At 58.8% G+C, this 19,051-nt stretch carries 19 protein-coding genes and 1 riboswitch; of the genes, 10 read left to right on the top strand and 9 right to left on the bottom strand.

What is annotated here, in order from left to right; genetic code table 11:
- The first annotated feature begins 7 nt into the window (after nucleotides 1-7).
- Nucleotides 8-1,012, top strand: a complete 1,005-nt coding sequence (locus tag HGP16_RS23440) for an ABC transporter ATP-binding protein (RefSeq protein ID WP_168842399.1) — start codon at nucleotides 8-10, stop codon at nucleotides 1,010-1,012.
- Between the two features lie 65 nt (nucleotides 1,013-1,077).
- Here the strand turns inward: HGP16_RS23440 and HGP16_RS23435 are convergent, their stop codons facing one another.
- Nucleotides 1,078-1,683 carry a TetR/AcrR family transcriptional regulator gene (locus HGP16_RS23435; RefSeq protein ID WP_168842398.1) on the bottom strand — a complete coding sequence of 202 codons (606 nt, stop codon included), beginning with the start codon at nucleotides 1,681-1,683 and terminating at the stop codon, nucleotides 1,078-1,080.
- A 120-nt stretch (nucleotides 1,684-1,803) separates the two neighbouring features.
- Between HGP16_RS23435 and HGP16_RS23430 the strand changes: the two genes are divergently transcribed.
- The 4 genes from HGP16_RS23430 (at nucleotide 1,804) to phnF (ending at nucleotide 4,250) form a co-directional block, all read left to right on the top strand.
- A complete protein-coding gene (locus tag HGP16_RS23430; RefSeq protein WP_168842397.1) occupies nucleotides 1,804-2,250 on the top strand; it encodes a tautomerase family protein in 447 nt (148 codons plus the stop codon).
- A 71-nt stretch (nucleotides 2,251-2,321) separates the two neighbouring features.
- Nucleotides 2,322-2,714: a VOC family protein gene (locus tag HGP16_RS23425; RefSeq protein ID WP_168842396.1), complete on the top strand. Its 393-nt coding sequence runs from the start codon at nucleotides 2,322-2,324 to the stop codon at nucleotides 2,712-2,714.
- Between the two features lie 119 nt (nucleotides 2,715-2,833).
- A complete protein-coding gene (locus tag HGP16_RS23420) occupies nucleotides 2,834-3,520 on the top strand; it encodes a bifunctional 2-polyprenyl-6-hydroxyphenol methylase/3-demethylubiquinol 3-O-methyltransferase UbiG (RefSeq protein ID WP_168842395.1) in 687 nt (228 codons plus the stop codon).
- Nucleotide 3,521: 1 nt separating this feature from the next.
- Entirely contained in the window at nucleotides 3,522-4,250 is a 729-nt protein-coding gene (phnF, locus tag HGP16_RS23415; RefSeq protein ID WP_168842394.1) for a phosphonate metabolism transcriptional regulator PhnF, read from the top strand.
- 55 nt (nucleotides 4,251-4,305) lie between these two features.
- Here phnF and HGP16_RS23410 read toward each other — a convergent pair whose 3' ends face one another.
- The 7 genes from HGP16_RS23410 to HGP16_RS23380 form a co-directional block, all read right to left on the bottom strand.
- On the bottom strand, nucleotides 4,306-4,656 hold the full coding sequence (locus tag HGP16_RS23410) for a VOC family protein (RefSeq protein WP_168842516.1): 351 nt from the start codon (nucleotides 4,654-4,656) through the stop codon (nucleotides 4,306-4,308).
- Between the two features lie 59 nt (nucleotides 4,657-4,715).
- Nucleotides 4,716-5,192, bottom strand: coding sequence for a 6,7-dimethyl-8-ribityllumazine synthase (locus HGP16_RS23405; RefSeq protein ID WP_168842393.1), 477 nt, complete (start codon nucleotides 5,190-5,192; stop codon nucleotides 4,716-4,718).
- A gap of 89 nt (nucleotides 5,193-5,281) precedes the next feature.
- Nucleotides 5,282-5,427: riboswitch (FMN riboswitch) on the bottom strand.
- A 105-nt stretch (nucleotides 5,428-5,532) separates the two neighbouring features.
- Entirely contained in the window at nucleotides 5,533-6,594 is a 1,062-nt protein-coding gene (locus HGP16_RS23400) for an ABC transporter ATP-binding protein (protein ID WP_168842392.1), read from the bottom strand.
- Between the two features lie 10 nt (nucleotides 6,595-6,604).
- Nucleotides 6,605-7,393: an ABC transporter permease gene (locus HGP16_RS23395; RefSeq protein ID WP_149634870.1), complete on the bottom strand. Its 789-nt coding sequence runs from the start codon at nucleotides 7,391-7,393 to the stop codon at nucleotides 6,605-6,607.
- Nucleotides 7,390-8,280 carry an ABC transporter permease gene (locus HGP16_RS23390; protein WP_168842391.1) on the bottom strand — a complete coding sequence of 297 codons (891 nt, stop codon included), beginning with the start codon at nucleotides 8,278-8,280 and terminating at the stop codon, nucleotides 7,390-7,392. The genes HGP16_RS23395 and HGP16_RS23390 overlap by 4 nt, the downstream gene beginning before the upstream one ends.
- A 71-nt stretch (nucleotides 8,281-8,351) precedes the next feature.
- On the bottom strand, nucleotides 8,352-9,455 hold the full coding sequence (locus HGP16_RS23385) for an ABC transporter substrate-binding protein (RefSeq protein ID WP_168842390.1): 1,104 nt from the start codon (nucleotides 9,453-9,455) through the stop codon (nucleotides 8,352-8,354).
- A gap of 189 nt (nucleotides 9,456-9,644) precedes the next feature.
- Nucleotides 9,645-10,517, bottom strand: coding sequence for a MurR/RpiR family transcriptional regulator (locus HGP16_RS23380; RefSeq protein WP_168842389.1), 873 nt, complete (start codon nucleotides 10,515-10,517; stop codon nucleotides 9,645-9,647).
- Nucleotides 10,518-10,696: 179 nt separating this feature from the next.
- On the opposite strand from HGP16_RS23380, the gene HGP16_RS23375 reads away from it, so the two are divergent.
- The 5 genes from HGP16_RS23375 to HGP16_RS23355 all read left to right on the top strand — a co-directional run bounded on the left by HGP16_RS23375 (nucleotide 10,697) and on the right by HGP16_RS23355 (nucleotide 17,330).
- Nucleotides 10,697-11,464 (top strand): N-formylglutamate amidohydrolase, encoded by a 768-nt coding sequence (locus HGP16_RS23375; protein ID WP_168842388.1) that lies wholly within the window; start codon nucleotides 10,697-10,699, stop codon nucleotides 11,462-11,464.
- Nucleotides 11,465-11,588: 124 nt separating this feature from the next.
- A complete protein-coding gene (locus HGP16_RS23370; RefSeq protein WP_168842387.1) occupies nucleotides 11,589-13,160 on the top strand; it encodes an amino acid permease in 1,572 nt (523 codons plus the stop codon).
- A gap of 148 nt (nucleotides 13,161-13,308) precedes the next feature.
- A complete protein-coding gene (locus HGP16_RS23365; protein WP_168842386.1) occupies nucleotides 13,309-14,676 on the top strand; it encodes a glutamine synthetase family protein in 1,368 nt (455 codons plus the stop codon).
- Between the two features lie 123 nt (nucleotides 14,677-14,799).
- Nucleotides 14,800-16,185, top strand: coding sequence for an aldehyde dehydrogenase family protein (locus HGP16_RS23360; RefSeq protein WP_168842385.1), 1,386 nt, complete (start codon nucleotides 14,800-14,802; stop codon nucleotides 16,183-16,185).
- A complete protein-coding gene (locus HGP16_RS23355; RefSeq protein WP_168842384.1) occupies nucleotides 16,182-17,330 on the top strand; it encodes an iron-containing alcohol dehydrogenase in 1,149 nt (382 codons plus the stop codon). Before HGP16_RS23360 ends, HGP16_RS23355 begins: the two co-directional genes overlap by 4 nt.
- 111 nt (nucleotides 17,331-17,441) lie before the next feature.
- On the opposite strand, the gene HGP16_RS23350 is transcribed toward HGP16_RS23355, so the two are convergent.
- The gene (locus HGP16_RS23350) at nucleotides 17,442-18,896 is read right to left on the bottom strand and encodes a L,D-transpeptidase (protein ID WP_168842383.1); all 1,455 of its coding nucleotides are present in this window, start codon (nucleotides 18,894-18,896) and stop codon (nucleotides 17,442-17,444) included.
- Nucleotides 18,897-19,051: the final 155 nt, after the last annotated feature.

The following is a 19,051-nucleotide window of genomic DNA, read 5'->3' as shown; positions in this document are numbered from 1 at the left end:
AGAGACTGTGGGATCGCTTCAACTGAAATCCATTCGCAAGGCCTACGGTACGCATGATGTGCTGAAGGGCATCGATCTCGAGGTGAAGGATGGCGAATTCGTCATCTTCGTCGGCCCTTCGGGCTGCGGCAAGTCGACCCTTTTGCGCAGCATCGCCGGTCTCGAAGATGTGACCTCTGGAGCGGTGCTGATCAACGGTGAGGATGTGACGGTAACGCCGCCCGCAAAGCGCGGTATCTCGATGGTCTTTCAATCCTATGCGCTCTATCCGCACCTGACAGTGAAGGACAATATGGGGTTGGGCCTGAAGCAGGCCGGCACTCCGAAAGACGAGATCGAGAGCCGTGTCGGCAAAGCGTCCGGTATGCTGTCGCTCGAGCCCTACTTGGCGCGTCGGCCGGCCGAGCTTTCCGGCGGCCAGCGCCAGCGCGTCGCCATTGGCCGCGCCATCGTGCGCGAGCCGGAGCTCTTTCTGTTCGACGAGCCGCTGTCGAACCTCGATGCCGCCTTGCGCGTGCAGACGCGCCTGGAAATCGCTCGTCTGCACCGCAGCCTGAAGGCAACGATGATCTATGTCACCCACGATCAGGTCGAGGCGATGACCCTTGCCGACAAGATCGTCGTGCTCAACGCCGGCGCGATCGAGCAGATCGGCTCGCCGATGGAGCTCTATAACCGTCCGGCCAATGTCTTCGTCGCCGGTTTCATCGGCTCGCCGCAGATGAATTTCGTTCCGGCGGAGAAGCTGGGAGAAAGCGGTGCCAAGACTGTCGGCATCCGTCCCGAGCATATCACGCTGTCGCGTGATCAGGGCTCATGGGCCGCCAAGGTCATCCATGTCGAACATCTCGGTGCCGATACGATCATCTATCTCGAATCCGAGGCTACCGGCCTTCTCACCGCGCGTCTCTTCGGCGAACACAAATACGAGCCGGATGAGATTGTTTATGCGACGCCGGACACGAACCAAATGCATCGCTTCGATGCGAACGACAAGGCGATCCGGGCGTAAGTTGGTTTCGCTGAGACGACACGGCTAGCTTCGTCTCAGCTGTCTGCCACGGCTTGGATGCATCATCATTTCGCTTGCGGGTGCAAAGGATTGTCCGCCGCCAAAGCGGCTCGCTCAATGACTTTGGCAATCTGGACGGAAAGCGCGGGATCGGAGACGGCGCGGGCAAGCGTTAGACCGCCGCTCAGCGTTGCCAGGAGAAGGATGGCACGATCCTCTGCCGGTGTTTCGGCGGAACTTGTGCTTTCAGGCAGGCCAGCTGTGACATCCGCGATAAGTTTTCTCAACTCCACCGTATAGATGCGGCGGGTTTCCTCGTCGGCGCGCATCACATCGGGGGAAAGGCTTGGCAGCGTGCAGCTGTCGCCGAGATCGCAAGTCCGCTTGTAGCCGAGATAAAAGCTGGCAAGCGCCTTCAGCCAGTCTTTCGGCTGGTTTTCCCTGAGTGCCAGGATCCCTTGGCGCAACTCTTCCAATCCTTCCACGACAGCTGTACGAAACGCTTCGCTCTTGGACTTGAAGTGTCCGTAGAAGGCGCCGTTGGTAACGCCGGCTGCTTTCGTCAGCGCGTCGATGCCCGCGCCGCCATAGCCTTCCTTTCGAAAGACTTGTCCTGCAGCCGCGACGACCCGCGTCCGGGTCTCTTCCTTATGTTCGGCGCTGTAGCGCATTGCTATCTCCATTGAGAGTGATCTCTCTTTATTGCTTGTATAGAGAGTGATCGGTGTGTATCGTTAAAGAGTGATCGGTATATATCAATTACCGTCGCAGGTCCAACAAGGAGATGTCCCATGCCTATTACGCTCACCATACCCGAGGGGCTGCTTTCGTCCGAAGCGCAGGCGCAAGCTTTTGCCGGATTGACGGATGCAGTCCTCGATGTTGCCGGCTTGACCGGAAATGCTTTCATGACGGCAAATGTCATCGGCACGATCAATGTGCTTCCAGCCGGGCACGTACTGGCGGCCGGAAAGCCCGTTGTCGCTGCCTTCATCGAACTTAAGCTGCCCGAAATCGCACTCGCGACCGCCGAAGCCAAGCGCGATTTCATCGCAAGAGTAACCGATGTCGTCGAGCAGGCGGCCGAGGGGCGGATCAAGCGTGAGCATATCTGGTCGAATATAGTCTATGCGCCCGAGGGCGCCTGGGGCATCGCAGGACAAAGCTACAGCAATGCCGATCTGGTCGGCGCCATTGCGAATGCCGCAGCGCATGAGACCGCAGCAAATCACGTCTGAGGTGATGTAACTGGCTTTAATACCGGGCGGCCGCGTGGGCCGCTCGTCCGACAACGAAAAGGAGGCAGGACATGCAACTCGCCAATTATCTGTTTTTCACGACGCATTGCGAGGAAGCTCTTGCGTTCTATGCCGCCTGCGGGCTCGGCCAGGTGACGCTATTGGTCCGGCATGGTGCGTATGGAACGCCATTGTCTGACGATTCAATGCGGGGAAGGGTGATGCATGCGCGGTTCGAGGGGCCGGGCGTGCTGTTCTTCGCATCCGACAATCACGACGCGGAGCCGATGCGGGGGTCTGCTCATATCCTTGTCATGGATGATCGCGACAGCACCGACAGTATTTTTGCCCGATTGGCTGAGGGCGGCAAAGTGACGACGCCGCTCGCTCTCCAGCCATGGGGCAGCTATTACGGCAAGTTGACGGATCAGTTCGGCGTGCAATGGATGGTGGATTGCGCATAGCAGCGGATCTCGACGGGCGTGGCGCGCCAAATAAATACTCCAGTCGTCCGGACGAATTCATGCTATTGTCGTGAAGCTGCGCTATCTCAAACTCAGTCCACTCCAACAGCGAGCACATCATGGCAAACGCAGCATCTATCTACGCCACCTGGCACAAGGACCCGCAGGGTGATACCGCAATGGCGGAATCGCATAGCCCCTATTGGCGGCACTTCATCGAAACGGTGCCGGAGCGTGATTTCTCCTCAAAGACGATCCTGGATTTCGGCTGCAATCGCGGCGGTTTCCTGCGCTTGCTCTATGGCATCCGGCCGTTCCGGCACGGCGTCGGCATCGATATCGCTTCGGAGTCGGTGGCTGCTGCGGTCGAGGCTGTTGGCAATATGCCGCTGCAGTTTCATGTGACGACCGACCTGTCGCCCTTCGCCGATAGTTTCGATGTCGCTTTCAGCTATGAGGTGATCTATCTGCTGCCGGAGCTGAAACAGCACGCCGAACAGATGTTCCAGGTCATGCGCAATGGCGGCGTCTATTACGCTGTGACCGGATGCCACAACGAGATGCCGCTCTGGCCGAAATGGCTCGAGCTCATCGGCGACAACAGCAATGCACCGATGCAGGATCGGTCCCCGCAGGACTATATCGAAGCCTTCACGGCAGCCGGCTTCGATGTCTCCGTCAAACGTTTCGGCTATGACGGCTTCGTGCGTGCAACGAAGGACCGCAAATATTATCCGAGCATTCTCGATGCCTTGAGCTACCCGGCCGAATACAAGCTTTTGTTCCGGCTCGAAAAGCGCGTCTGACATGGAGACGATCGATCGAAAGGGCGGCAGTGCGCTCTGGCATCAGATCGGCGAAATCCTGGCGGCCGATATCGCCGCCGGGACTTTCGTGCCCGGAGAGAAATTACCGACCGAACCCGAGCTGATGCGGCGTTTCGGCGTCAGCCGCTTCACGGTGCGTCAGGCACTGGGCCGCCTGGAGCAGCGTGGGTTGGTCCGCGCCGAGCAGGGGCGGGGAACCTTCGTTCATAAGGGCGTGCTCGACTATACGCTGTCGAAGCGCACGCGCTTTTCCAAGAACCTGATCGAGCAGGGCTTCGAGCCGGGCGGCGAATTGCTCGTTCACGAGATCGTGGCGGCGACGGAACGAGTCGCTGCCTATTTGAAGCTTGTGGCGGGTGCGCCGGTCATTCATCGACGTGGCGTGATGACGGCTGATGGTGTGCCCATAGAATTGGGGGATTCCTATTATCCGGCCGTGCGCTTCCCTGATTTCGACAAGGCGCGCTTGCAACATCCAACGATTTCGGCAGCGCTCGCCAGCTACGGCGTTACCGACTACGAGCGACTGTCGACGGAGATCGAGGCGCGCATGCCGACGGCGGAAGAGGCGCGGCTTCTGCGGCAGCCGAAATCCACACCGCTCCTTATCACGCGCAAGCTGGACGCGGATGCGGACGGGGTGCCGATCACCTATTCGGAGTCGATGTGGTCAGCGGAGCGGATCACCTTCAACGTGGATCTGCGATAGCAGTTTGGGACGATCTTGCCGATAGCTGAGGCAAAAGCGCCCGCCTATGTCAGCCTCAGCGGTGCGAAAGGATATTGATCACCTTGCCGAAGGGGTCGCGGACATAGAAGCGGCGAACGCCCCAAGGCTCGTCCGTCAGGTCATACAATATGCCGAAGCCCAGGGATGTGGCTCGCTGATAAAGCGCATCGACGTCGTCGACTTCAATTGAGAGATCGGGGACGATCGTGCCGGAGCCGCCTTCGCTGGCGATGCTGATCTGCGGAACCGTTGCCGCCTCAGAGGCGAAAGTGAGGATCCAGCCGTGATCCATGACGATATCGAGGCCGAGTAGGTCTTGATAGAAAAGGCGAGCGGTGTCGGGATCGGCGGCGGGCAGGTTTGGGACGATGCGTAGGACGGTCACTGACGTTTCTTCCTTGTGGACATGGAGGCGGGCCTTCACCGCGCCTCCACTATGCTGGCTCAGACCGTGACTGCAGGCAGCAGCTTGGCCCGTTCCGCGAGAATATGGCGGCAGGCGCTTGCTACTTCACGGCCCTTGATGATGAAATGTTCCTTGAAGAACTGGATATGCGCTTCCGACTCCTGGAAGTGATGCGGTGTCAGGACTGCCGAGAGGATCGGCACGCCGGTATCGAGCTGGACGCGCATCATGGCATCAAGAACCGTGTTGGCGACGAATTCATGGCGATAGATGCCGCCGTCGACAACGAAAGCGGTGGCAACGATTGCGGAATAGCGGCCATTGCGGGCCAGCGTCTGCGCATGCAGCGGAATTTCAAGCGCGCCGGGGACGTCGAAGATGTCGATCGGCGACGCGCCTTCCGTCGTCTGCCATTCGGCAATGAAGGAGTCGACCGAACGATCGACGATGTCGGCATGCCAGCGAGCCCGAATGATCGCAACGCGGCTCGGCTGGGTAGAAATCGAAATGGTCATGAATTTGCCTTTCAAGGGTTGTTGTCAAATATCCCTTGGGCGAACACGCAGAATTGCAGCACTCTCCGCGCGAGGGAGGGTGCAACCCGGCTTGCTCTCTTCCATCCGGACTATACCGTCGGCTCCGGCATTTCACCGGATCTGCTGACCCTTCCGAAGCCCGGAAGGCGCTCGCGGGCTCGAGGAAACTCCCCATACCGCCGGTGGGGAATTGCACCCCGCCCTGAGAACGCGTGGACTATAGATGCTTTCCCTCATGGAAATCAAAGAAAAACGCCGGGCTTTTGACCCGGCGCTTGCGAATAATTTTTCAAAGTTTCCCTGCGACGCAGAGGCGTGCTCAATCCTGAATGACGAGCAGGTCGGACGATGCGAAGCGCAGCGTCACCTTTTCGCCGACGCTCGGAGGCATCATGCCGGGGCTGTTGAACATATCGAAGGAAATGGTGTTGCCGGCGACATTCATGCGGGTGCGGATGACCGACCCAAGGAAGTGAGCCGAGGAGACTTCACCGGTCAGGGCCGTATCGCCCTTGGCCGATTCGGCCAATGAGCCTGCTTCCGGGCGCAGAGCCAGCGATACCGTATCACCAGGTTTGTAGGCGGTGACCGATTGCTTGAGCGTGACATCCTGATCGCCGATCGTGATGCGGTTGTTGTTGGGATCCACGACCTTGCCTTCGATGAGGTTCAGCGTGCCGACGAAGGAAGCGACAAAGCGGGTGGCCGGGGTGTTGTAGATTTCGAAAGGCGAACCGATCTGGTCGGCGCGGCCGGCATTCATGACGACGATGCGATCAGAGATCGACAGGGCCTCTTCCTGGTCGTGCGTTACGAAGACAGTAGTGATACCGAGCTGCTGTTGAATAGCGCGGATTTCCTCGCGCAGCGACACGCGGATCTTCGCATCCAGTGCCGACAGCGGCTCATCGAGCAGGAGAACCTGAGGCTTGACGGCGATGGCGCGGGCCAGCGCCACGCGCTGCTGCTGGCCGCCGGACATCTGATAGGGGTAGCGGCTGGCGAGATGATCGAGCTTGATGAGAGCAAGCATCTCCTTGACGCGTTTGTCGATGTCGGGCTTCGCCATGCCGGCGACCTTGAGGCCGAAGGCGACGTTGTCATGGACCGTCATGTTCGGAAACAACGCATAGGCCTGGAACACCATGCCGATGTTGCGCTGGTTTGGCTTCAAGTGGCGCTGATCCTTGCCGTTGATCGTCAGCGTGCCGGCGGTCGGGGCCTCGAAGCCGGCAATCATGCGCAGCACGGTCGTCTTGCCGCAGCCCGACGGTCCGAGGAAGGAGATGAATTCTCCCTTCTCGATTTGCATATTGAAATCGTGAACGACGTGAACGTCGCCGAAAGACTTCTTGATGTGGGTGAGTTCGAGAAAAGCCATAGCGGGGACCTTACGCCTTAATCGGAGCGGATTTTGAGAAACGGGAGACCAGCTGGAGAAGAGCCATGCTGAGCCAAGTCACAGCGAGCGCGATGATCGCCAACGCAGACGGCTCATAGGCTTTGTTAGCTCCGACAAGCTGCATATAGGGCCCAAACGCCGGACGGTTGAGCAGCGACGCCATGGTGAATTCACCCATGACGATCGCGAGTGTGATGAACGCTCCGGAAAGCACACCGCTCATGACATTCGGAAAGATGCATTTGAACATGATGGTTGTCCATTTTGCACCAAGGCTTTCGGCTGCTTCCGTCAGCGTGCCGATATCGATGGTACGCATCGCCGTATCGACCGAACGATACATATAGGGCAGGGATAAAACAATGTAGGAACAGACAAGCAGAATGTTCGTCGTGGAATTATAGCCCGTCAGCGGCAGGATCGACGACGAATTATAGAGGCGGAGATAACCAAAAACGATGACGATGGCGGGAATGACCAGCGGCATCAGCGTGATGAATTCAACCAAGGGGCGAAGCTGCGGCAGCCGCAGTCGCACCCAATATGCGGTTGGCACGACGAGAAGCATGCCGAAGATGATGGTCAGAAGTGCCATCAACATCGAGAAGCCGAAGGCGGTCAGGAAGGTGAAGTCCGAAAAGACCGAAGCATAGGCATCGAAGCTGTAGGCGCCGCGCCGCATGCGCAACGAGAATTCCAACGTACCGATGAGCGGCACCAGGAAATAGATGAGGCCGATGGCAACCGCGATCCAGGCAAAGAGTTTTTGCAGCTTCATTTCTGCCACCGTTCAGCGCGCATGCGCATCAAGATATAGATGACGTTCGATATGCCGGTGATGACGATCATGCCGAGTGCCAGCGCATAGCCGAGATTGGCGTTGTGCAGCACGTCGCCGCGGATCTGCGCATAGAGCACGATCGGAACGATATTCAGCGAGCTGCCGGTGAGGGCAATTGCGGTCGCGATGGCGCCGAAAGAATTGGCGAAGAGCAGTAGCGTCGTGCCCAGCAGGCTGGGCCACAGGATCGGCAGGGCGACCATCAGCCAATATTGCCTGTTGGTTGCGCCAAGAATGGAGGCAGCTTCGCGCCATTCCTTCTTCATGCCATCGAGTGCCGGCGTGATGATCAATACCATCAAGGGAATCTGAAAGTACATGTAAGTGATGGTAAGGCCGAGGAAGCTCAAAAGATTGAAGCCGGTCGAATAAAGGTTCAAACCGAAATGAGCGAGCAATATGGTGACCAGGCCCTGACGGCCTAGCGTCGCGATGAACGAGAAGGCCAGCGGCACGCCGGCGAAATTGGATGCCACGCCCGAGAAGGTCAGGAAGGCGTGGCGGATCCAGGGAGGAAGACCGCCAAGCACGAGTGCCCAGGCAAGGTAAAAACCTATGATCGCACCGCCAAGCGCCGAAGCGGCCGAGATTTTGATACTGATCCAATAAGCGCTCATGATCGTCGGCGCGAACAGGTCGGCGATATTCTTGAGCGTAAAGCTCCCATCCGGCGTCAGAAAAGCGCCGGCGACGAGGTAGATCGTCGGCAGAATCAGAAACAGCAGCGCGAAAATCAGGAAGGGCGCGATGCCCAGCCAGTCGACAACCACGCGTCTGTTGATCATGGGGGTGGAACTGGCCGTTGATGTTGTGACGGTGCTCATGATTGGCCCAATCCGCGGCGTCAAAAAGGAAAAACCTCCCCGCCGAAGCGGGGAGGTCAAGTCAGCTGTGATTACTGTACGTTCGAACCGACGACAGAGTCCCACTTCGTGGTGATGGCGGTCTTGCCGGCAGCCTGCTCGTCGAGCGTCGGGAAGACGGCCTTTTCATAGGCGGCAGCCGGCGGCAGCTTGTCGAGAAGTTCCTGCGGGACCTTCTTGTTCTTTGCCAGATCGTTAAAGCGGATCGGGTGGCAATAGCCCTTCAGCCAGCCGATCTGGCCTTCGTCGGAATAGAGGAACTCCATCCAGAGCTTGGCGGCGTTCGGGTGCGGAGCGAAAGCCGAGATCGCCTGGACGTAGACACCAGCGATAACGCCCGAAGCCGGAACGGTGACGTCAACCGGCGGGTTGCCGTTCAGGCTGTCGCGCCAGGAGAGACCATTGTAGTCCCATGCGATGACGATCGGGGTTGCGCCCTGGGCGAGCGAAGCGGACTTGCCGATGACCGGAACGAAGTTACCTGCTTTGTTGAGCTTGGCGAAATAGTCGAGACCGGCAGCGCCTGCCTTGGCGGCATCCTTTTCACCAGCAGCCAGGCCGGCTGCGTAAACGGCCTGGACGGCCTGGTTCGAGGTGCGCGGGTCGCCGGCGAGCGAAACGGTGTTGGCATATTCCGGCTTCTGCAGGTCGGCCCAGTCCTTCGGCGGATTCTTTACGACGTCCTTGTTCACGACGAACGAGAGAACGCCGTAATAGTCGCCATACCAGTAGCCTTCGGAATCCTTGGCGCTGTCCGGAATGGAGTCCCATGTGGAGACCTTGTAAGGCTGCAGCAGGCCTTCCTTCTTGGCGGTCGGGCCGAAGGAGAGGCCGACGTCGATCACGTCCGGAGCCTGTGGGCCGGTGTTGCCCTTGTTGGCGCGGATTGCTTCGACTTCATCGCCCGAACCGGCATCCGGGTTCAGCTCGTTGACGTCGATGCCGTACTTTGCCTTGAACGCAGCGATGAGATCGCCGTAACCGCACCAGTTGTGGGGCAGGGCGATCGTGGTCAGCGTGCCTTCCTTCTTGGCAGCGGCGATGAGATCGGCGCTCGGCTCTGCGGCCGCAATAGCCGTCGAAGCGACGAGCATTGCGGTAGAGATGGTCAGAAGACGATGAATTTTCGAGGTCACTGCATTTCCTCCTTCTGGGTTTTCAGTGTCTGGCGTTGCTGTTAATGACGTAACATGAAGGTTGTGTGACGGTTTCAAAGCGTTGCGTTTGCTAACAACGAAGATGATTTTGCTTCTAATCAACAAGTATGACAGTCGCTGCATTTCACATCGCTTCGCGAGACGTTATTTTATGCTTTCGCTTCCTTCTTAACTCAGCTTGCGAAACAATTTTGTTTGTTCAAAAAGGCCCTCGAGCGTTTTCATGCGCTTGCTCGTCTCATCCCATGTCGAGCTTTGAACAGCCTCGATCAGGGCCTCGACGATGAAGAGAGTAACGACCGACGAATCCCAGGCAGAGGGGGCCTCGATCTGCACGCGGAACGTGTGTCTTGCATGTTTGGCCGCCGGTGTGGCCCACTGGTCGGTGAAGACGATGATTTCGGCGCCGCGCCGGCGGGCGGCGGCTGCCAGATTGACCATTTCCTGCTCGTAGCGCCTGATGTCGAAGATCACGAGCAGGTCGCCTGGATTCATATTCAGAACATATTGCGGCCAGGTGCTGGAATTGGAGGAGAGCAGCGTCGTGTTCGGGCGGATGACCTGCATATGGGTGAAGAAATATTCGGCAAGCGCGCCCGTGATGCGTCCGCCGACGAAATAGAGCCCACGCTTTCTTTCGGATAGCAGGGCAGCGACGCCGTCGAATGTCGCGGCATCGATATCCGAAAGCGTCTGGCGAAGATTATTCATGATGGCGTCGGCGAAGCGATTGAGAATATGCGTGCCTGGCGCGTTCGATGCCCAGCGATCATGCTTCGTCAGCGGGTTGGAGATCGTCGCTTCCACCTCTTGATGAAGATGGGCCTGGAAGTCCGGATACCCCTTGTATCCGAGTTTCTGCACCATGCGCGCGACCGTCGGCGTCGAAACGCGCGCATTTTCGGCAACCGTCGTGATGCTGCCGAGCCCTGAAACCGGATAATTGTCGAGCAGGCTCTTGGCGAGCTGCTTTTCGGCGCGCGTCAGCGTCTCGAAGCGCGCGTTGATCACGTCAGAAACTGTCTTCGACGCAGTGTTCACTCGATTTTTGCTCCCCGGAACGGTCTTATGCCGCTTTCCTGCAACGATATAACAACGCTGTCATATTTCGAGTCAATGTCACAAATGAAGAAATAATTTCAGTTTTCGATTGACAGCGGCAAAAACCTGAAGAATTCTTTTCTTATAAGATTTTATTAATCGGCAATGGGGCGTCTCCGATGCTTGCGCAGCAAGGCATTTTGACGAAGGCGGATGGCGATTGTGTCTCGGTCGAAAGGCCGGATGGAAGCAGTGCGATTTTGCTTGTCTGCGAGCACGCTTCCCGCGCTCTCCCCGAGCGCTTCGGGGATCTCGGGCTTTCCGCCGAGGCGCTTTCCAGTCATATTGCCTGGGATCCGGGCGCACTGGCGGTTGCAAGAAGAATGTCCGCCAGCTTGAATGCGACGCTGGTCTCTCAGCGTTTCTCGCGTCTGATCTATGATTGCAACCGGCCGCCGGAAAGTGCAGGCGCCATGCCGGAGACGAGCGAAATCTATACGATCCCAGGCAATCAGCATCTGGACGAGGCAGACCGGCACGCACGCACGCAAGGCCTTTACATACCGTTCCACGACGGGATCAGGACCCTGTTGAAAGAAAGGGCCGAACGCGGACAAAAAACCGTGATCGTGACAATTCACAGCTTCACGCCGATCTATAATGGCAATCCGCGCGCGGTGGAGCTTGGCATTCTGCATGACGAGGACCGTTGGCTGGCCGATCGCATGCTGGATGCGGCAGCTGAAGCGCCGCTCTACCGCACCGAACGCAACCAGCCTTACGGGCCTGAAGACGGCGTTACCCATACGCTGAAGCTGCATGGGATCGCCAATAGCCTGCATAATGTAATGATCGAGGTCCGCAACGACCTCATTCACGATGACGTCGGCCAAGGGGTCGTGGCCGATTATCTGACGGGGCTTCTCCAGAGCAGTCTGGAAGCCTGAGCATAAAGAAAAAGACCCCGGGGAGCAGTTCAACTGCGATCGGGCCGCATGGCAAGAGCCAGCGGCTCATGTGACACATGGTTCTCCGCAATCCCGCGGACAACCGGGCTTTAGGGGGAATGGCATGTCTGATTATTCAGAGTTAGACAAGAAGCAGGATGTCCAGATCCTGCACTCCATGGGCTACGCCCAGGAGCTGGAACGGCGCATGAGTTCATTCTCGAATTTCGCCGTGTCCTTCTCGATCATCTGCATTCTTTCGGGTGGTATCAATTCGCTCGCCCAGGCGACATCAGGCGCCGGCGGCGCCGCGATCGGCATCGGCTGGCCGGTCGGCTGCTTCATATCGCTCGTTTTCGCCATAGCAATGGCACAGATCAGCTCGGCCTATCCGACGGCGGGCGGCCTTTATCACTGGGGCTCGATCCTCGGCAATCGCTTCACCGGCTGGCTGACCGCCTGGTTCAACCTGCTCGGCCTCGTCACCGTGCTCGGCGCCATCAATGTCGGCACCTATTATTTCTTCGTGGGTGCTTTCGGCGGCTATTTCAACATGACCGACACCACGCCGGTGCGCATCCTGTTCCTGGTGGTCATCACCGGCCTTCAGGCACTCGTCAACCATATGGGTATCGGTCTGACAGCGAAGCTCACGGACTTTTCCGGCTACCTCATCTTTGCGACTTCCGTCGCCCTTGCGGTCGTGTGCCTGGTTGCCGCACCTTCCTATGAATTCGCCCGGCTTTTCACGTTTACCAACTATTCCGGCCTGGCGACGGTCGCCGCCGACGGTTCGGCAACGGGTGCGCCGGTCTGGCCGCAGGTCTCGACCTTCTGGGTCTTCGCGCTGGGCCTCCTGCTGCCGATCTATACGATCACCGGGTATGACGCCTCGGCTCACACCTCGGAAGAAACCGTGAAGGCCGCTCATTCCGTTCCGCGCGGCATGGTGGCGTCCGTTCTCTGGTCGGCATTGTTCGGCTACATCATGCTTTGCTCGTTCGTGCTGATGCTGCCGAACATGGACGATGCCGCCAAGCAGGGTTGGAACGTGTTCTTCTGGGCGATGGATGCCCGGGTCAATCCCATCGTCAAGGACATCCTGTACCTGCTGATCTTCATCAGCCAGTGGCTATGCGGTCTTGCAACCGTGACCTCGGTTTCGCGCATGATCTTCGCCTTCTCGCGTGATGGTGGCCTTCCGGCCTCCAAGGCTCTCTCACGCGTGAGCCCGAAATACCGCACGCCCGTCGCTGCGATCTGGACCGGATCCGTTCTTTCCGTCCTGTTCGTCTGGGGGTCGTCACTGGCGTCGATCGGCGATACGCCAGTTTACACCATCGTCGTCTCGTGCACCGTCATCTTCCTGTTCTTCTCCTTCGCGATCCCGATCACGCTTGGTCTCTTCGCGTGGGGTACAGCGAAGTGGGACAAGATGGGTCCGTGGAACCTCGGGGAAGGGCTGTTCAAGCTGTTTGCCGTGCTGTCGATCATCGCGATGATCATCATCTTCGTGCTCGGCATCCAGCCGCCGAACGACTGGGCCGGTATCATCACCGTTGGCTTCCTCGCGCTGACTGCCGTCGTCTGGTTCGGTTTCGAGCGCCGCCGCTTCAAAGGCCCGCCGATCGGCGACGCGATTGCCAAGCGCAAGGCCGAGATCGCGGCAGCGGAAGCCGCCGTCGGCGAGAACTGAGCGCGGCAAATTCTTCCAAGCAATGGGGTCGCAGACCTGCGGCCCCTCTCTCCGGTAACGACAAGGCTGCGGAGCGCGGATTAATTTCCGAGCGGCAGCATTGTTCGACAGGCCGATGTTTCAATTCATTGTTCAGGCGGACCAAATTATGAGCAGCTATACGTTCGACGACCTCAGACGAGATGTGGCCGAAGGGCGCATCGACACGGTCCTGGCATGTCAGGTTGACATGCAGGGCCGGTTGATGGGCAAACGCTTCCAGGCGGAATTTTTCATCGAAAGCGCCTGGAAGGAAACGCATAGCTGCAACTATCTGCAGGCGACCGATATCGAGATGGAAACGGTCTCCGGCTACAAGTCGACGAGCTGGGAGAAGGGCTATGGCGACTATACGATGAAGCCCGATCTCGCCACACTCCGTCGCATACCCTGGCTCGATGGCACGGCGCTCGTCCTTTGCGATGTGCTCGACCACCATACCCACGAAGAAGTGCCGCACTCCCCGCGCGCCATCCTGAAGAAGCAGGTGAAGCGGTTGGAAGCTATGGGTCTCAAGGCCTACATGGCCTCGGAGCTCGAATTCTTCCTGTTCGACCAGAGCTATGACAGCGCGCGCGAAGCCGGCTATCGCAACATGAAGCTCGCCAGCGGCTATAACGAGGACTACCACATCTTCCAGACCACCAAGGAAGAAGAGGTGATGCGGGCGATCCGCACCGGCCTCCAGGGCGCGGGCATACCGGTGGAAAATTCGAAGGGCGAGGCCTCGGCGGGGCAGGAGGAAATCAACGTCCGCTACGCTGATGCGCTTGATATGGCCGACCGCCATGCCATCATCAAGAATGGCTGCAAGGAGATCGCCTGGTCTAAGGGCAAGGCCATCACCTTCCTGGCGAAGTGGAACTATAGCGCTGCCGGCAGTTCCTCGCATATCCACCAGTCGCTGTGGAGCGTCGACGGCAAGAGCCCGATGTTCTTCGAGGAGGGCGGCAAATACGGCATGTCGCCGATGATGACGCACTATGTCGCCGGGCTTTTGACCCATGCCAGCGAAATCACCTACTTCCTGGCGCCCTATATCAATTCCTACAAGCGCTTCATGGCCGGCACCTTTGCGCCGACCAAGGCGATCTGGAGCAAGGACAATCGCACGGCCGGCTATCGCCTCTGCGGCGAGGATACCAAGTCGATCCGCATCGAGTGCCGCGTTGGCGGCTCGGACCTTAATCCTTACCTGGCTTTTGCGGCTCTGATCGCCGCCGGCATTGCCGGTATTGAAAACAAGCTCGAACTCGAAGCGCCCTTCGTCGGCGATGCTTACGGCGCGCGCGAAGTTCGCGAGATACCGCGCACCTTGCGGGATGCCGCCACGGCCCTGACGACTTCGAAGATGCTGCGCACCGCCTTCGGCGACGACGTCATTGATCACTATACTCGCGCCGCCGAATGGGAGCAGGAGGAGTACGATCGTCGCGTCACCGATTGGGAAGTGGCGCGCGGATTCGAAAGAGCGTAAGGCTTTTGCGATCTGCCTCATGCCCGATTTTCATTCTATGATCGGGCGGGGCGCCAGGATGTTTTTTGCGGTTGCGGGACATCCGGCAAATCAATTGATGACGAAGAAAACAGGAATTCGATCATGACCATGATCACATGCGTCTCCCCGGTAAATGGAGAGGTTTATGCCGAACGTCCGGCCTTGTCGCTGGATGCAGCCAAGGAAGTGGTGGCCCGTGCACGCAAGGCACAGAAGGATTGGGCGCGTCGCCCGCTGGAAGATCGCGTCCAGCTCGTGCTGAAGGGTGTCGCCCGGCTCAATGAGATGGCCGATGTGGTCGTACCCGAACTTGCCTGGCAGATGGGCCGCCCGATCAAGTATGGCGGTGAGTATCGCGGCTTCAACGAGCGCTCCAACTATGTGGCTTCCATCGCTGCAGACGCACTGGCGCCCTTGGTTGTCGAGGACAGCGCGAATTTTGCCCGCCGTATCGAGCGCGAGCCGCACGGCGTTGTCTTCGTCATCGCACCCTGGAACTATCCTTATATGACGGCGATCAACACGGTCGCCCCGGCACTGATGGCCGGCAATACTGTCATTCTCAAGCACGCGAGCCAGACGCTGCTGGTTGGCGAGCGGCTTGTTCAGGCTTTCGTCGAGGTGGGCGTTCCCGCCGATGTCTTCCAGAATGTCTTCCTCGATCACGAAACGACTTCGGCGCTGATCGCAACCGGAAGCTTTAACTTCGTCAACTTCACGGGCTCGGTCGAAGGCGGGCGATCGATCGAGCGCGCCGCTGCCGGCACCTTCACCAGTCTCGGACTGGAGCTTGGCGGCAAGGATCCGGGCTATGTGATGGAGGATGCCGATCTCGACGCCGCCGTCGATACGCTGATGGATGGGGCGACATACAATTCCGGCCAGTGCTGCTGCGGTATCGAGCGCATCTATGTGCATGAATCGCTCTACGACAGCTTCGTGGAAAAGTCGGTCGCATGGGTTTCGAACTACAAGCTCGGCAATCCGCTCGATCCCGAGACGTCGCTCGGACCGATGGCGCACAAGCGCTTTGCCAAGGTGGTGCGCGAACAGATCGCCGATGCCGTCGCCAAGGGCGCCAAGGCGCTGGTCGATCCCAAGCTGTTTCCGGCCGATGACGGCGGCGCCTATCTCGCGCCGCAGATCCTCGTCAATGTCGATCATTCCATGGCCTTCATGCGGGAAGAGACCTTCGGCCCGGCCGTCGGCATCATGAAGGTGAAGAGCGATGTGCAAGCGCTGGAACTGATGAATGACAGCCCCTACGGCCTGACGGCATCGCTCTGGACCAAAGATGTCGAGCGCGCCTCGCGCCTCGGCCGCGACATCGAAACCGGCACCGTCTTCATGAACCGCGCCGATTATCTCGATCCGGCGCTTTGCTGGACCGGCGTCAAGGAAACCGGTCGTGGTGGCTCGCTGTCGATCATCGGCTTCCATAACCTGACGCGTCCGAAATCCTATCACCTGAAGAAAGTAACAGCATGAGCACTATCTCAGCCAATTGGAGCTATCCGAACGCCTTCAAGCTCGGCCGTGGCCGTATCAAGGAGCTCGCGGACGCCTGCAAGAGCCTGGGCATGAAGAAGCCGCTTCTGATCACCGATCGGGGACTTGCCTCGATGGCGATCACCAAGACGGCCCTGGACATTCTGGAGGATGCAGGTCTTGGACGGGCTCTATTTGCCGATGTCGATCCGAACCCGAATGAAAAGAACCTCGAAGCCGGCGTGAAGGCCTTCAAGGACGGCGGGCATGATGGCGTCGTTGCCTTCGGCGGTGGCTCCGGCCTCGATCTCGGCAAGTGCGTCGCCTTCATGGCCGGCCAGACGCGCCCTGTCTGGGATTTCGAAGATATCGGCGACTGGTGGACCCGCGCCAGCGTCGAAGGCATTGCGCCGATCGTCGCGGTGCCGACGACCGCCGGCACCGGTTCGGAAGTCGGCCGCGCCAGCGTCATCACCAATTCCGCGACACATGTGAAGAAGATCATCTTCCATCCGAAGTTCCTGCCGGGCGTCGTCATCGCCGATGCGGAGCTGACCGTCGGCATGCCGAAGGTTATCACTGCCGGCACCGGCATGGACGCTTTCGCTCATTGCCTGGAAGCTTATTCCTCGCCGTTCTATCATCCGATGTCGGCCGGTATCGCGCTGGAAGGCATGCGGCTCGTCAAGGAATTCCTGCCGCGCGCCTATCGCGAGGGGACGGATCTCGAAGCGCGCGCCAACATGATGAGTGCAGCCGCCATGGGCGCCGTTGCCTTCCAAAAGGGTCTTGGCGCCATTCACGCGCTGTCGCATCCGATCGGCGCCGTCTACAACACCCATCACGGCATGACCAATGCCGTCGTCATGCCGGCCGTCCTGCGCTTCAACCGCAAGGCCATCGAAGACAAGATCGCGCGTGCCGCAGCTTATCTCGGCATCGCCGGTGGCTTTGACGGCTTCTATGAATATGTGCTGCAGCTGCGTTCGGAACTCGGCGTGCCGGAAAGCCTCTCTGCCATGGGCATCGCACCAGACCGGATCGACGAACTCTCCGCGATGGCGATCGAAGACCCAAGCGCCGGCGGCAATCCGGTACCGATGACCTTGGAAAATACCAGGGCGCTATTCAGGGATTGCTTCTGATAAGCTGTCCCCGCCTTCTCTATGCGGTGGATGCATCTAGCAGTGCGTAAGACAAACAAAAAAGCCGCCGAGTGTTTCGGCGGCTTTTTTCATTGAAGCTATGTCTGGTAGTCAATCGACGAATTCGACGACGACGCCCGGCTTGACCATCTTGGCGAGCTCCGTGGCATCCCAGTTGGTGAGGCGCACGCAACCATGGCTCTGCGTCTTGCCGATCCGTGAGGGATCGGGCGTGCCGTGGATGCCGTAAGTTGGCTTCGACAGGGCCATCCACACCGTACCGACCGGGCCGTTCGGGCCAGGAGGAATGTTTAGGATCTTGTCGTTTCCGGCCTGCTGGAAGTTGATCTTCGGATTGTAGGTATAGCCCGGATTGAAGGCGACGCGCTCGACCGTGACCGTGCCGGACGGTGAGGGCGTGTCGGCGGAGCCGATGCTGGCCGGATAGGCCGCGATCAGGGTGCCGTTGGCGTCATAGGCGAAAACCTGCTTGCGGCCCTTGTCCGCCAGGATCTTGGCGACGGCACCGGTCTTGCTGGGACCGGTATTGACGACCTTGATGGTGCTGCCCGGCACGGTGAAATCGACACCGGGATTGAGCGCCTTCAGGTAGCCTTCATCCATATGAAAGCGCTCCGCCAGCATTTCGGTCGTCGACGTATAGCCGAGGGAGGGCATCTGTGATTTTGCCGCATAATCTTCCGGGATCGATGCAACATAAGGGCCGGCGGCGTCGGCGGCCGTAATCGTGTAGTTGATGATTGGCATGCCACCGGACATGCGCAGCTGCTCGAGGATTGCGTCGGTATTGTTCGGATCGAGGGTCTGGCCGGTCATCTGCTGATAGGCATAGATCGCCTTGGTAACGTTGGCGCCCATGCGGCCGTCGATAGCGCCGGGCGAAATGCCTTGCCGCGAGAGGAAGACCTCAAGCGCGGTAATCTCCATCTTCGACTTGCCCTTGAGCGTGATGACGGGCTCGGCCGGCGGCTTGTCGACGATATCCGGTGCACCCTGCTGCGGATCTATCGAGGCATAATCGCTGCCGTTCTGGTTCGTCTGGCCCTGGTTCCTGCCCGGCAGGGGCTGACTGTCGAGCGGCTGGCGCTGAATATCGCTGTCGCGCGGAATACCGCCGGTCACGACGCCACGATCCTGCTGATCGTCGCCGTCGTAATTGCCGTAGCTGTCGGTGCGATAGCGGCGATAATCCTGGTACCCGCCGTTGTTGGAAAGCTGCGTGTCGCCATAGCGGCCGCCGTTGTCGTCCCCATTATCGCTATAAGCGCCGCGAGCCGGCGCGCGAGGATAATAGGTACTTGCCTTCATCTCCGTGGCAACGACATTGCCGTAGGCATCGATCAGAACCCGTCGGCCGCGTCCGTCACGTGCCATGGAATATCCACCGCCGTAAGGGTATTGATCGAGGATCCGGCCATCGGGAGTGACGAGAACCGTGTTGCCGTTTCCGCTGCGATAATATTGTGCCTGCGCGTCGGTGAGCGCGAGCACGGACACGGTGGCAGTCATTGCCAGGACAAAACTCAATTTTACAAACCGGTTCACGTCTGTCGAATCCTCGGATGGCCGTTCGGCTGACACACACATGGCAATTTTGACGCCAGTATGGAAATTTAAATTATCATGCTGAATAAAATATAAAAATTTATCTGATCAAGGCTTCAAGTTAACATTCGGTAAGCCAAATCACCGTTTATTTC

Source organism: Rhizobium sp. P40RR-XXII, assembly GCF_012641405.1.
GTDB lineage: Bacteria > Pseudomonadota > Alphaproteobacteria > Rhizobiales > Rhizobiaceae > Rhizobium.
The sequence above is the reverse complement of the archived record's forward strand: the minus strand, read 5'-3'. Positions and strand labels throughout refer to the sequence as shown.